General features: G+C 59.4%; 8 protein-coding genes. All 8 read left to right on the top strand.

Going from position 1 to position 15336, the window contains the following annotated elements:
* The first annotated feature begins 106 nt into the window (after window positions 1–106).
* The 8 genes from htpG (at window position 107) to ABG996_RS03195 (ending at window position 15156) form a co-directional block, all read left to right on the top strand.
* Window positions 107–2131, top strand: coding sequence for a molecular chaperone HtpG (htpG, locus tag ABG996_RS03230; protein ID WP_347478079.1), 2025 nt, complete (start codon window positions 107–109; stop codon window positions 2129–2131).
* A gap of 345 nt (window positions 2132–2476) precedes the next feature.
* The gene (locus tag ABG996_RS03225; protein ID WP_347478080.1) at window positions 2477–5251 is read left to right on the top strand and encodes a YhgE/Pip family protein; all 2775 of its coding nucleotides are present in this window, start codon (window positions 2477–2479) and stop codon (window positions 5249–5251) included.
* Window positions 5252–7441, top strand: coding sequence for a YhgE/Pip domain-containing protein (locus tag ABG996_RS03220; protein ID WP_347478081.1), 2190 nt, complete (start codon window positions 5252–5254; stop codon window positions 7439–7441).
* 200 nt (window positions 7442–7641) lie between these two features.
* Window positions 7642–8625 (top strand): DMT family transporter, encoded by a 984-nt coding sequence (locus ABG996_RS03215; RefSeq protein WP_195362011.1) that lies wholly within the window; start codon window positions 7642–7644, stop codon window positions 8623–8625.
* Window positions 8626–8740: 115 nt separating this feature from the next.
* Window positions 8741–10036 (top strand): M20 family metallopeptidase, encoded by a 1296-nt coding sequence (locus ABG996_RS03210; protein WP_347478082.1) that lies wholly within the window; start codon window positions 8741–8743, stop codon window positions 10034–10036.
* A gap of 122 nt (window positions 10037–10158) precedes the next feature.
* Window positions 10159–10578, top strand: a complete 420-nt coding sequence (locus ABG996_RS03205) for a hypothetical protein (RefSeq protein WP_347478083.1) — start codon at window positions 10159–10161, stop codon at window positions 10576–10578.
* A gap of 192 nt (window positions 10579–10770) precedes the next feature.
* Window positions 10771–12084, top strand: coding sequence for a histidine--tRNA ligase (gene hisS / locus ABG996_RS03200; protein WP_035136843.1), 1314 nt, complete (start codon window positions 10771–10773; stop codon window positions 12082–12084).
* Window positions 12085–12342: 258 nt separating this feature from the next.
* Window positions 12343–15156, top strand: a complete 2814-nt coding sequence (locus ABG996_RS03195; RefSeq protein ID WP_430733180.1) for a phosphoenolpyruvate carboxylase — start codon at window positions 12343–12345, stop codon at window positions 15154–15156.
* Window positions 15157–15336 lie beyond the last annotated feature (180 nt).

Here is a 15336-nt window from a genome sequence, read left to right as displayed (position 1 = left end):
GCGCGTTAATGGGTTATAAAATCTAAGTCTGAACATAGCAGGTCTGCGATGCGGCTCGGGCGACCGAGCCGTTTTTGCGGACAGGGGTAGCGCGAAAGGACTGCACATGCGTCAATTTAAGACCGAGAGCAAAAAACTGCTCGACCTCATGATCAACTCCATCTACACCAATAAAGAAATCTTCCTGCGCGAGCTTATCTCTAACGCGAGCGACGCCGTCGACAAGCTCAACTTTAAGAGCCTGCAGGACCCGAGCGTCAAGATCGACCAGGGCGACCTGGCCATTCGCGTCTCCTTTGATAAAGACGCCCGCACCATTACCATCTCGGATAACGGCATTGGCATGACCGCCGAGGAGCTCGAGCGCAATCTGGGCACCATCGCCCATTCCGGCTCCGAGGAGTTTAAGACCGAGAACGCCGAGCAGCAGGGTTCGGATGTCGACATCATCGGCCAGTTTGGCGTGGGCTTCTACTCGGCTTTTATGGTCGCCAGCCATGTGAAGGTCGTCAGCCGCGCCTACGGCGCGGATGTCGCCCATGTGTGGGAATCCGACGGTCTTGAGGGCTACACCATCGAGGACGGCGAGCGTGCCGAGCACGGTACCGATGTCATCCTGACGCTGCGCGAGAACGAGAAGCTCGATGCCGACGGCGAGGCCGAGACCTACGATCGCTTCCTGACCGAGTGGGGCCTCAAGAGCCTAATTCAGCAGTACAGTAACTATGTGCGTTACCCGATCCAGATGATGGTGTCCAAGAGCCGCCAGAAGCCCAAGCCCGAGGATGCTGGTGACGACTACAAGCCCGAGTACGAGGACTATCAGGAGCTCGAGACCGTCAACTCCATGACGCCGATCTGGAAGAAGCGCAGCTCCGATGTTGAGCAGAAGGACTATGACGAGTTCTACAAGTCTACGTTCCACGACTTTGACGATCCTGCGCGCACCATCAGCTTCCACGCCGAGGGCACGCTCGAGTACGACGCCCTGCTGTTTGTGCCGGGCCGCGCGCCGTTCGATCTGTACAGTAAGGACTACGAGAAGGGCCTGGCGCTCTACAGCTCCAACGTCCTGATCATGGAGAAGTGCGACGACCTGCTGCCCGACTACTATAACTTTGTCCGCGGCGTCGTGGATTCTGCCGACGTGTCGCTTAACATCTCGCGCGAGACGCTGCAGCAGAACCGTCAGCTCAAGGCCATTGCCAAGCGTGTGGAAAAGAAGATCACCGCTGACCTTGAGGATATGCGTGACAACGACCGCGAGGCCTACGAGAAGTTCTTTGAGAACTTTGGCCGCGGCCTTAAGTACGGCATCTACTCGAGCTATGGCATGAAGGCCGATGAGCTCGCCGACCTGTTGCTGTTCTGGTCTGCCAAGGAACAGAAGATGATTACACTGGCCGAGTATGCCAAGGGCATGCCCGAGGATCAGAAGGCCATCTACTACGCCGCCGGCGATTCGCGCGAGCGCTTGGCCAAGATGCCCGTGGTAAAGGGCGTGCTCGACCGCGGCTATGACGTGCTGCTTCTGACGCAGGACGTGGATGAGTTTACCTTCCAGGCCATGCGTGAGTACGTTGCCGCCGATATGCCCAAGATCTACGAGGACGATGCTGCCCGCGAGGCTGCCGAGAAGGCTGTGGCCGACGGTGCCGAGCCCGAGGTCGAGGACCGTCATCTGGAGCTCAAGAACGTCGCGACCGGTGATCTTGACCTGGCGACCGAGGATGAGAAGAAGGAGGCCGAGGACGCCACCAAGGAGAACGAGGACCTCTTTAGCGCTATGAAAGAGGCACTCGGTGACAAGGTCGAGAAAGTTGCCGTCTCCGCGCGCCTGACCGATGCCCCCGCTTGCATCACCACCGAGGGTCCGCTTTCGCTTGAGATGGAGAAGGTACTCCAGAAGGGACCCGAGGGCGCGCCCGACGGCATGCCCAAGAGCCAGCGCGTGCTCGAGCTCAACGCCAAGCACCCGGTCTTTGACAAGCTTGTCGCTGCCCAGAAGGCAGGCGACGCCGACAAGATCAAGCAGTACTCTGGTCTGCTCTACGATCAGGCCCTGCTGGTCGAGGGTATCCTCCCCGAGGACCCCGTTGCCTTCGCGGCGGCTGTTTGCAACTTGATGTAGTTCGGGGATACGGCACCGTAACTAGATTAGAACGAGAGTGGATAATCTCCCGCTTTTGGCTCGAATGCGGGCTTGAAGTGGGAGATTTTCCACTCTCGTTTCCTTTTGTACGGAGTAGTCGTTGGGGACGTTCTTAAATGACTATTTGAATTGCTAATTTGTGCGGGTTGTGGTTTTGTGACCTGCAGAAATTTAGGATACTGTACATCTGTACGTTAACTCATCTTCGTAGTATATTGCTACCCGCAAAACTCAGTACCATTGTGCCGCGAGGCACTAAAGCGCTTACGTACAATGGTTATCGATAGTACGATTCGATTCAACGACAGGATGGATGGTCCAAGCGTGAGTCTCGGCAGCAAACTATCCAATGCAAAGGTCTCCTTTGCGATATTTAAGCGCGACATTAAGCGACTGCTTGTGAACCCCGTCGCCTTGGTGGTTACCCTTGGCGTGTGCGTTATTCCCTCGCTGTATGCCTGGTACAACATCGTGGCCAACTGGGATCCGTACGGAAACACCCAGGGCATCAAGATTGCCATCGCCAACAACGATCGGGGCACCCAAAACGACCTGGTGGGCGAGCTCAACGCGGGCGATCAGGTCGTCGATCAGCTCAAGGAGAACGATCAGCTGGGCTGGACGTTCGTCGACTCGACGGCCGATGCCAAGGAGGGCGTCGAGAGCGGCGAGTACTATGCCGCTATCGTGATTCCCAAGAACTTCTCGGATAACCTGGTTTCGATGCTCGACGGCAACTACCATCAGCCCAAGCTCACGTACTACGTCAATGAGAAGAAGAGCGCCATTGCGCCCAAGGTTACCGATACCGGTGCAAACACCATCGAGGAGCAGATCAACTCGGAATTTGTCTCTACGGTAGGCAAGACTGTTGCCGGTATCGCCAAGGATGCCGGTGTCGATTTAAAGGACAAGGCAACCCAGACTCATGACTCGCTGGCAAGTTCGGTGTCCGAGGCGTCCGACACCTTGGGCGAGGTGCGCGATTCGATTGGCGATATGAATGCCGCCATCGATAAGACGAGTGGCGCTATCGCCTCGGCTGATGCGGCACTTGCCGGCTTGCAAGGCCAGGCACCGTCGCTGACGCAGGCGATCTCCCAGGGCAACGATCTGCTGAGCGAAGCTCGCACCACGGCGGGCAACTCCATCACCTCGCTCTCCAAGGCGCTCTCGGAAGGCAGCCTTGCGCTCACCAAGACGTCGGCCTCTGCGAACGCTGCCATCGGCAAGCTGACGGGCGCGGTCACATCTACGACCACCCGTATCGACAACTCGCTCGAGTCTCTTCAAGCGACGATCGACCACAATAAGGCCGTTATCGGGCACTTGGAGATTCTCGCCAATGACACGTCGACAGGTTCCGAGGAAATTGACGCGCGCATTGTATCGACCATCGATTTGCTTCGAGAGCAGAATGAAAAGCTTCAGAGCATCAAGGACGGTCTGTCCGCGCAGTCGAGCGCCATGGCGAATGACGCAGCGGCTGTTTCGGGTGCCAGTGACGCTATCAATAACGCAATTCATACCGGTGCGACCAACCTTGGCCAAGCCCAGACGGACTTGGGCCAAAACGCGCTGCCGAAGGCCTCGAGCGCGCTCGACTCTTTTGCTGCCGTTTCGGGCGACCTGACCGGTATCGTCTCGGGTATGACACCTACACTTGCAAATGCGCGCGGCACGTTGGCGCAGCTTAGCGCTACGCTCGGCCAGGCCAAGACCACGCTGTCCCAGACCGATTCCTCGCTTGCCAAGGTCCAGGACAAGCTTGCAACCGCCGCCAATGACATCGCGGCGCTGCAGACCTCCGAGTCCATGGGCGAGCTGGCCGATCTGATGGGCGTCGATGTCAATGACGTGGCAGATTTCATGGCGTCTCCGGTTGAGTTGACGTCCAAGTCAATCTATCCGGTCAAGAGCTTTGGCTCGGGCATCGCTCCCTTCTACACCAATCTGGCGCTTTGGGTGGGCGGCTATGTGCTCATCGCCATTTACAAGCTCGAGGTCGACCGTGAAGGTGTTGGCAGCTTTACGGCGCGCCAAGGCTACTTTGGCCGCTGGTTGCTCATGGTGATCCTGGGCGCATTGCAGGCCATCATCGTTACGGTGGGTGATCTGGTTATTGGCGTACAGTGCGTCAACCCGTTGCTGTTCGTGCTGGGCGGCATCGCCATCTCGTTCACCTACGTCAATATCATCTATGCGCTGTCCACCACGTTTAAGCATATCGGCAAGGCTATCGGCGTCATTCTCGTCATCGTGCAGATCCCGGGTTCGTCGGGCATGTACCCCATCGAGATGATGCCCGGCTTCTTCCAGTGGCTGCACCCGCTGCTGCCCTTTACCTACGGCATCAATCTGCTGCGCGAGACGGTCGGCGGTATGTATTCGTTCAACTACCTGTTTAACCTGTGCATTCTGGGCGTGTTCTTGATCGTGGCGCTCTTTATCGGCCTGCAGCTGCGTCCGCTGCTGCTCAACCTTAACCTGCTCTTTGATAAACAGCTTTCCACGACCGGTATGATGATTTGCGAGTCCAACGACCTGCCGCGCCAGCGCTACTCGCTGCGCACGGCCATGCGTGTCATGCTCGATTCCGATTCGTACCGTCGCGAACTGCTCGATCATGCGGTCGCCTTTGAACATCGCTACCCGTACTACATCAAGGGCGGTTTTGCCGCCGTGGTAGGCGTCCAGGTCCTGCTCTTTGTACTTTCGACGGTGCTCGATATCGACAATAACGGCAAGATCATCCTGCTTGTTATCTGGATCATTTCGGTCATCGCCATCTGTGGCTGGCTCATCAACATCGAGTACATCCGTGCGAGCCTCAATACCCAGATGCGTATCTCGGCGCTTTCGGACGAGGACCTTCGCCGCGAGATGCGCGAGCACACGGCTGCCATCCCTGCCGCCCGTCGCATGTTTGGTCTCAACGCCAGCGAGCGGGGCACCAAGGACAGCGAACAGCCCACGAGCCGTCTGCCGCATATCGGTGCGCATCGTAAGGCTCAAGATGTCGACAACGTTGACAACGTAAGCGGAAATGACGGGGATACCACCCCGCTTGGCAAGCACTCTAAAGGAGGTGAGGCATAAATGAAAAACATCCTGCACCTGTTTAAGCGCGATGTCCAAAACGTGTCTCACTCCGTGATCGGTATGGTCGTCGTGATGGGCCTGATCATCGTGCCATGCCTGTACGCGTGGTTTAACATCGCCGGAAGCTGGGATCCCTACGGCAATACCGGCAACCTTAAAATTGCAGTGGTCAACACTGACGAGGGCTACGAGAGCGATCTGATTCCCGTCGAGGTCAATGTGGGCGAAAACGTGACCGCCACCCTACGTGGCAACGAGAGCTTCGATTGGGTTGTGCTTAACGATCGCGAAAAGGCTATCGAGGGCGTTAAGTCGGGCGCGTACTATGCTGCCGTCGTTATTCCCAAAACGTTTAGCGCTGACATGATGACGCTTTTCTCGACCGACGTGAAACACGCCGATATCGAGTTTTACGAGAACCAGAAGGCCAACGCCATCGCGCAGATCGTGACCGAGAAGGGTTCGAGCGCCGTTCAGAACCAGGTTAACGAATCTTTTACCGAGACCATTACGAGCATCGGTCTTAAGACGGTGTCCAGCCTGCTCGATTACATGAGCACCGACCAGGTCAGCAACTTTATCGCCAACCTGTCCTCGACGCTTGGCGATTCGATTGAGGACCTGCGAGACGTTCAGGCAAATGCTTCGTCGCTGGCGGGCATTTTGAGCTCCACGTCCGATTCGCTGACGTCGGCGAGCGGCATGCTCAAGCAGACCGGTGCCGTCGATGAGTCGACAAAGCAGCTCATGGAACATGCCAAAAGCGGCATCGATGATTCCAAAGAAGCGCTTAAGGCGGCAAACGATGCCATCGATGCCGCAATCGATGGAAGTGCGGGTTCGTTCGACAATGTGTCTGCCGAGCTCGCGAAGGCGTTCGACACCGCAAACCAGCATGTCGACCTTACGGTGTCCCAGCTCAACGATGCCGCGGCGGCGCTCAATACGCGCGCCAAGGATATCGATGAGATGGCCGATCAGCTCCGCAGCCTTGCCGACCAGGTGAGCGATGAGAATTTGAAGGGCGGCCTCAAGTCCGCCGCGACGTCGCTGGACAGAATCGCCGTTGAGTACCGCAACAATGCCGAGGATCTGGCGGCCACCGCGAAGTCTCTCTCCGATAGCATGGCCGAGGTCAACAACTCGCGTGCCGAGGTCGATCAGGCCATCGCCGATGCCAAGGCCGGTATCGCGGGTGCCAAATCCGATTACGATTCCACGTTCTCGGTTAAGGCCAAGGAGCTCAAGAAGACCGTCTCGGGGGTTCTGGATTCACTGAATGGTATTTCGGGCGATCTGGATAGTGCCGTAGACGACCTGACCGACGCATCCGGTTCGCTGGCAAAGGGCCTCTCTAAGGCTGCAAAGCTGGTCAACAAGGCTTCCGATCAGCTGGGCGAGGCGTCGGACAAGATCAGCGCGTTTAAGGACGAGCTCGACGGCGCCTTGATGTCGGATGACCTCGCTACGATCAAGACGATGATTGGCAACGACCCCGAGGGCCTTGCCGTGTCGCTTTCCGGCCCCGTCGCGCTCGACCGCAAGCCGGTCTATCCGATTCGCAATTACGGTTCGGCCATGGCGCCGTTCTACACGATTCTGTCGCTCTGGGTCGGCTCGATCGTACTGGCGGCCATGATGAAGGTCTCGGTTGACGATGAGCTCATCAACGAGCTCATCCCCGTGCGCCTGCACGAGATCTACCTGGGTCGTTACCTGTTCTTTGGCGGTTTGGCCCTGCTACAGGCGACGCTCGTGTGCGCGGGCGACATCCTGTTCTTTGGCATTCAGTGCGACAACCCGCTGCAGTTTGTGTTGGCGGGCTGGGTCGCGAGTCTCGTGTTCTCCAATATCGTCTACACGCTTACGGTGTCGTTTGGCGATATCGGCAAGGCGCTCGCTGTCGTGCTGTTGGTCATGCAGGTCGGTGGTTCGGGCGGCACATTCCCCATCGAGATGACCGGCCCTGTGTTCCAGGCGATCTATCCGTTCTTGCCGTTCACCCATGGCATCAACGCCATGCATGCTGCCATGGCCGGCGCCTACCATATGGAGTACTGGGTTGAGTTGGGCATTCTGGCGAGCTATCTGATTCCGTCGCTGGCCCTGGGCGTCGTCTTCCGTCGCCCGGTTATCAAAGCCAACGACTGGATCATCGAAAAGCTGGAGAGTACTAAATTAATCTAGCGCAACAGCGTGGCGTTACCGGAACATCGAGGTGTACTCTGCCGATGCTTTAGCGCAGTGAATTGCGTGTGCCGCTTGGTTGTTGATACAGTAGCGGGGCGTACCGGGGGTCCGGTGCGCCCTGTTTGTATTTGACCATGAGGCGGCACGCAGCCATACGCGTGCGGACACCACGCCCAGATTGAGTGTGAGGACGTTCCATGGCCCAATACGCTGCCAACGAAATCGAAAACTTGCCCGACAGCCCTGTGGCCCGCGAAGACTTGGGTGCCGGCGGCGCCTCTCGCGGTGCCGGCGCACGCTCGCCGCTGTTCTGGAAGGTCTTGCTGCTTTCGATAGCGGTCATCTGGGGCTATTCCTTCACCACCATGAAGGATGCGCTCGATACCATTCCGGTGTTCGAGCTGCTCTACGTTCGCTTCCTTCCGGCTTCGCTGGTTATGTTCGTCATCTTCCACAAACGCATCATCGCTCATTTCAATGCCCGCAACCTAATCGTCGGGCTTGGCATGGGCGCGCTCATGTGGGGTGCCTACGGTTTGCAGACGATTGGCCTGGCACAGACCACGGCAGGCAAGAGTGCATTTTTGACGGGTACCTATTGCATCCTCGTGCCGTTTGCGAGCTACGTCCTAAGCGGCGAAAAGCTTACCCGTTACAACTTGGGCGCCGCGTTGCTGTGCCTGGCGGGCATTGGTCTGGTGGCGCTCGATAGCGTCGAGTTCAATGTCGGCGATGTCATCACACTGGGCGGTGCGGTCTTCTTTGCCATCCAGATGGCGGTGACCGCCAAGTATGGCCGCAAGATGGACATCAACGTCATCACGTTTTGGATGTTTGTGGGCAACGGCGTGCTGAGCCTGATCTCGTCGCTGTTATTCGAGACCCAAGCGCCGCTGTCCGTGTGGACGCCGAGCTTTATCGGTGTGATGGCGTTTCTATCGGTGGGCTGTACGTGTGTGGCTCTGCTCATCCAAAACGTCGGCCTGGCGCATGTCCCGGCCTCAACGGGCTCGCTGCTCCTTTCGATGGAGTCGCCTTCGGGTGTGCTGTTCTCGGTGCTGCTGATGGGGGAGGCGCTCACCTCGCGCCTGCTCGCCGGCTTCGCGCTCATCTTTCTTTCGATTATCTTGAGCGAGACGCATTTCGATTTTTTGCGTCGAAAGCCGCGTCCGCAATTGTAAACAATTTGTTGCGCCGCCTCCCGGGGCGGCATTTTTTATGCGTCGCCCTTAAAGTAGTACCTTGCACTTTACGCTATCAAAGTGCTTGCTGCAAAAACGTTACTGGAGGGCATCTATGGCACCAGCTCTGTCCGATTTTCAACCGCAATCAGCGCCCAAGGCCACCGCGGCGGCGCAGGCCGCTATCGGTGACGGTCTTGTTGCAGAGGCTCAGGCTTTTGCAGGCGAGCTCGCTGCGTGGCGACACGATTTACACCAGATGCCCGAGCTGGGTAATAGCCTCCCGCAGACCTCTGCGTATATCCAAGCGCGCCTGACCGAGATGGACATTCCATTTGCCACGCTCGTCGACGGCTCCTGTGTCGTGGGCCTTGTCGGTGCCGGTGCCACCGCGGCCCAAGGCAATGGCGTCTGCACGGACGAACAGGCCGGAACGGTCGTTATGTTGCGTGGCGACATGGACGCCCTGCCCGTTGTCGAGGAATCCGGCGAGCCCTTTGCATCCACCAATGGCTGCATGCATGCTTGCGGTCACGATATGCACGCGACGGCCCTGCTTGGTGCGGCGCGCCTGCTCAAGGCCCGCGAGGCCGAGCTTGTGGAGGCCAACGCTACCGTCAAGTTGCTGTTCCAGCCGGGCGAGGAGACCTTTGAGGGAGCACGCGCTGCCATCGCCGACGGCTTGCTCGAGAACCCGCGCCCTCAGGCGGCCTTTGCCATGCATGTCAACAGCCAGTCGCCGCTTGGCCTGGTGCTCTACGGCAGCCCGGCGCTCTCGGGTGTGTACGGTTTCCGCATCACGCTCCAGGGCAAGGGCGGCCACGGTTCCAGCCCCGAGATCTGCATCGACCCCATCACGGCCGGCGTCCACGTGCACCTGGCGCTCCAGGAGCTTATCTCCCGCGAGGTGCCGGCGGCCAAGGAAGTCGCACTTACCGTTGGTAAGTTCGCCGGCGGCTTGGCGGCCAACGTCATCCCCGACACCTGCGTGCTCGAGGGAACGCTGCGCGGCTTTGATGTTGAGCTCATGGCTCACCTAAAGACCCGCATCGCGGAGGTCGTTAACGGCGTTGCTACGACCTATCGTACGCCGGCGACCATCGAGACGCTTTCGGATGTTCCGCCGCTTGTACTCGACAGCGATATGACTCAGGCGTCGCTTGGCTACGTGGGCGCAGTGCTGCCCAAGACGGCTTTCTTGCCGCTTTTCCATGCCATGGCGAGTGAGGACTTCGCGCTTATCTCGAGCAAGATCCCAAGTGCGTACTTTACCGTGGGCGCGGCCGTAACCGACACGGACGAACACTTTGCCCAGCACCATCCCAAGGCACGTTTTAACGATGCCGAGCTGCCGCTCGGTGCCGCGGCCTATACCGCCGTCGCTTTGGGCTATATCGCCGACCACCGGTAGCACCCAACCTTGCCTTTCAAGCCTGCGGGCATGGCCGTAAGGCCTATGCCCTTGTCTTTCAAGGCAATCTTGGGCACTACCGGCGCCCGGCGCAGGCTATTCGTTTGTCTAAAAGGAGCAGTATGCCCCAGCAGCGTAAGTTCTTCCCCGGCTGGCTCGTGGTGGCCTCCGGCTTCGTGATCATGGCCACGTGTTACACGATTTTCGTCAACTGCATGAGCCTGTTCCAGCCGCTGATCGTCAGCAACCTGGGTATTTCCCTTGCGCAGTACAACGTCTCCAATGCCATCTCCACCGTGGTGAGTGTCGTGGGTTCGCTCGTTATCGGTCATGTTGCCGATAAGGTGAGTGGCCGCGTATTGGGCTCGCTTACCGTTATCGCTACCTCGGCGGTGCTTGCCGGCATGAGCTTTGTCGGTGAGCTGTGGCAGGTCTACGTGCTCTTTTCTGTTCGCTCCGTTCTGTCCGTGGCTGCCCTGGAAGCCGAATGGATGCTCGTACCATCATTCGGTTTCCAAGGCGGCCACGGGCCTACGAAATGATCCGTTTTCCTCCGTCCCCAACAGATCACGTGATTCGAAGGGGACGGAGGAAAGCGGATCACAAACAGCGGCGGCGCGTCTGGCCGAACGAGTCCCCATACCCTCGTTCGGTCAGACGCGCCGCCGCGGTTTGTGTTTGTGCCGTATAATGTCTACTACCTATGACGCGATACAAAAGAAAGGTGTTTGCCCATGCAGGCACAGAAGGCGGAGGGAACCCGCGACCTTATCGGCGCCGAGATGCGCGCCTGGCAAAAGATGCAGCAGATTGCGGCCGGCGTGTTCGAGCCGTTTGGTTTTAAGCCCATCGAGACGCCCGCGATCGAGCAGGTGGACGTGTTTGTCCACGGTATCGGCCAGTCGACCGACGTCGTGCGCAAGGAAATGTTCCGCGTGTTCAGCGGTGCCAACCTTGAGCGCGTCTTTACCGAGGGTACCGATACCAAGCTCAAGCCCAAGCAGCGCCTGGCGCTTCGCCCCGAGGGCACGGCCGGTGTGGTGCGCGCCGTTGTGGAGAACAACCTGGTGCCCCAGGGCTCCACGCCGTTTAAGGCTTACTACGCCGAGGCTATGTTCCGCGGCGAGCGTCCCCAGAAGGGCCGCCTGCGCCAGTTCCACCAGGTGGGCATCGAGTGGCTCGGCGCTCCCGATCCGGCGGCAGACGCCGAGTGCATCATCATGCTCATGGAGTTCTACAAGCGCCTGGGCTTCGATCTGTCCAAGCTCCGTCTGCTTATTAACTCGATGGGCGATGCGCAGTGCCGTCCGGCATACCGCGAGCAGGTCAAGCAGTTTATCCTCGACCACGCCGACGAGATGTGCGACGAGTGCCGCGAGCGCGCCGAGCTCAACCCACTGCGCGCCTTCGATTGCAAGAACGACCATTGCCGCGAGATCATGGCCGACGCCCCGCTGATGGGCGACAACCTGTGCGACGAGTGCCGCGAGCACTACGAGCAGGTCAAGCGCTATTTGGACGCCGCCGGTATCGAGTATGTCGAGGATCCCACTCTGGTGCGTGGCCTGGACTACTACACCCGTACTGTCTTTGAGGTCGAGGCTCCCGGCGCCGGTGTCGGCTCCATCGGTGGCGGCGGTCGCTATGACGGCTTGGTCGAGCTCGAGGGTGGCAAGCCCACGGCCGGTGTCGGCTTCGCTGTCGGTTTTGAGCGCGCCCTGCTGGCCCTGCAGGCCTTTGGCAGCGACCTGGGCGCCGAGGAGGTCCCGTGCGTCTACGTCGCCAACGCCGGCAAGGAGCTGCGCCAGAACGTCTTTGCCATTACGCAGCAGCTTCGCGCCGCAGGTATCGTGACCGAGGCAGACTATCAGGGCCGTTCGCTCAAGGCCCAGTTTAAGCAGGCCGACAAGGTGGGCGCCAAGCTCATTTTGGTCTTGGGTGGCGACGAGCTTGCCGCCGGCAAGGTCAAGGTGCGCGACATGCAGAGTCACGACGAGGTTCTCGTCGATTTGGCCAACGTGGTCGAGGCGGTTCGCGAGCGCCTGTAGCGCATGTTTTTTGAGCTGCGGGCCTTCTAACGTGCCCTGCTCATGGAGAGCGATTGTTACGGGGGTGTTTCGCATTTGTGCGGAATGCCCCCGTTTGCATATGCCGTTCACCGAGAAATACGACCATTTGGGGCAAAAAGCCTTGCAATGCAGAAAATACTTTTGTGTGGTAAAGCGCAATCAGCTTCGAAAGTTTTTGCCGAGTGCCTATAATAAATACCGCATGTTACGTGCATAGAAGGAGGAATGGGAGGAAACGTGGCTGAGAACCTAAGCAACCAGTCTGTACCCGAAGCCGCGGCGCGTGTCGCTGCCGTGGTCAACCGCCTCGTTAACCGAATCGGCTCGAATGCCGAGTCCAGGGAGCGTCTCGCCGAGATCGAGATCCCCGAGGAGCTGCGCGATAATCTGGCGCTGTTCCTGCGCCTGGAGCGCCGCGTGCTTAGCGAGTATGATCCCGAGATCGCGGACCTGTTCGACAAGATTTTGACAGCCGAGATTGTGGCCAATGCTGGCAACCCCGGTAGCCGCGCTGCCGACGAGTCCGTTGACGAGCAGGGCGTGCCCACTGCCGACGAGCCCACCGCCGTGGCGTTTCGCGAAGTCGTCGATCTGATCGACAGCCTGCCGCTCGATAAGCAACAGGTCATCGTTCGCGCCTTTACGAGCTTCTTCCATCTGGCAAACCTGTCGGAGGAGAACTACCGTGTGGCGCAGCTGCGCGAGCGCGAGGCCGGCGCATCGACCGATACCGAGGTCGATCCCGCTAACGAACTCACCGTCGCCTATCACCAGTTGGTAAACGAGATGGGTGTCGAGGGTGCCAACGAGCTGCTCGGCAAGCTTGAGTTCCACCCTGTCTTTACCGCACATCCCACCGAGGCCCGTCGCAAGGCCGTCGAGGGCAAGATTCGCCGTATCTCCAACCTGCTGGAGGAGCGTCCGCGTCTGGGCGGCTCCGACCTGGTGGAGAACGAGCGCCATATGCTGCAGGAGATCGACGCCCTGGTACGCACGAGCCCCATCGCGTTGAAGAAGCCCACGCCGGTCGAGGAAGCCGATACCATCATCGACATCTTCGATAACACGCTGTTCGACGTTATCCCCGTCATCTATCGTCGTTTTGACGACTGGGTGCTGGGTGATAAGGCCGGTACCGTGCCGCCGCTGTGCCCGGCATTCTTCCATCCCGGCAGCTGGATCGGCTCCGACCGTGACGGCAACCCCAACGTCACCGCCAAGGTGAGCCGCGAGGTCGCTGCTAAGTACTTTACGCACATGGTGCTCAAGCTCGAGGACAAGTGCCGCCGCATCGGCCGCAACCTCACGCTCGAGGCCACCTACAGCAAGCCGTCTGCCGAGCTCATCAACCTGTGGAACCATCAGGTCGAGATGAGCACCCAATACACCGCACGTGCCGAGCTGATCTCCGAGCACGAGCCGCATCGCGCCGTCATGCTCGTCATGGCCGACCGTCTGAACGCCACCGTGCGTCGCATCACCGACACCATGTACCACAGCGCCGATGAGTTCTTGGATGACCTGCGCGTCGTCCAGCGCTCGCTGGCCGCCTGCGGTGCCGTCCGTGCTGCCTACGGCCCGGTCCAGACCATCATCTGGCAGGTCGAGTCCTTCGGCTTCCATATGGTCGAGATGGAGTTCCGTCAGCACTCCGTGGTGCATGCCCGCGCTCTCAAGGATATCCACGAGAACGGTATCCACGGCGACCTGCAGCCCATGACGCGCGAGGTCATCGACACCTTCCGTGCCATCGGCTCCATCCAAAAGCGCTACGGCAAGAAGATGGCGCACCGCTATATCATCTCGTTCACAAAGAGCGCCCAGCATGTGGCCGACGTCTTTGAGCTTGCCCACCTGTCCTTTGCACACGAGGAGGATGTCCCCGAGCTCGACGTGATCCCGCTGTTCGAGCAGCTCGAGGACCTCGAGGGCTGCGTTGACGTGCTCGACCAGATGCTTACGCTGCCCGTGGTGCAAAAGCGCCTTGCCCAGACCAACCGCCGCATGGAGGTTATGCTGGGCTATTCCGACTCTTCCAAGGATGCCGGTCCTACCACGGCCATGCTCGCGCTGCACTCCGCGCAGGAGCGCATCGCCAAGTGGGCAGAGAAGAACGATATCGACCTGGTGCTCATGCACGGTCGCGGCGGTGCCGTGGGCCGTGGCGGCGGCCCGGCCAACAAGGCCGTGCTGGCGCAGCCCAAGGGTTCGGTCAACTGCTTCTTTAAGCTTACCGAGCAGGGCGAAGTCATCTTTGCCCGTTACGGCAACCGCACGCTGGCTCAGCGCCATGTTGAGTCCGTTGCCGCCGCAACGCTTTTGCAGTCGGCCCCGAGTGTCGAGAAGACCAACACCGAGACCACGCAGAAGTTCTGGGATATGGCCGAGAAGCTCAACACTGCAAGCCACGAACGCTATCTGGACCTGCTGAACACCGAGGACTTTACACCGTGGTTCTCGACCGTGACGCCGCTGACCGAGGTCGGTCTGCTGCCGATCGGCTCGCGTCCCGCCAAGCGCGGCTTGGGTGCCAAGTCGCTCGACGACCTGCGTACCATCCCGTGGATCTTCAGCTGGAGCCAGGCGCGCATTAACCTGGCCGCTTGGTACGGTCTGGGCACCGCCTGCGAGCAGCTTGGCGATCTTGACCAGCTCAAGGCTGCCTACCAGGAGTGGCCGTTCTTCCGCACCTTTATCGACAACATCGAGATGTCGATCGCCAAGACCGACCAGCGCATCGCCAAGATGTATCTGCACCTGGGCGACCGCGATGATTTGTCCGAGAAGGTCTTCACCGAGATGCAGCTCACGCGTAAGTGGGTCCTTGCCATCGTCGGTGATGAGTGGCCGCTGCAGCGTCGTCGCGTGCTCGGCTGCGCCGTTCGCGTGCGTAACCCCTACGTCGACGCTCTGTCCATCGCCCAGGTCCGCGCCCTTCGCGAGGTGCGCATGAATCAGGACGAGATGGCCGAGGAGAAGAAGGCCGAGTACATGAGCCTGATTCTTTCGACTGTGACCGGCGTCTCGGCAGGATTGCAGAACACGGGGTAATCGATAGCCCTGTAGTCGTCCGGGCCCGCCATTAGTTTACTTTTAGGCACGTCCTCGGACATGCAAGAAGCCCTCGCTGTGCACTTCGTGCGGCGAGGGCTTCTTGCGTCCTGCGGAGTGTGCCTAAAAGTAAACTAATGGCGGGCCCTGCGATGTCCGGTCTTCGGCGGATTACTGCTG

It is taken from the genome of Collinsella aerofaciens, from assembly GCF_039836695.1.
Taxonomy (GTDB): domain Bacteria; phylum Actinomycetota; class Coriobacteriia; order Coriobacteriales; family Coriobacteriaceae; genus Collinsella; species Collinsella aerofaciens_BD.
The sequence above is the reverse complement of the archived record's forward strand: the minus strand, read 5'-3'. Positions and strand labels throughout refer to the sequence as shown.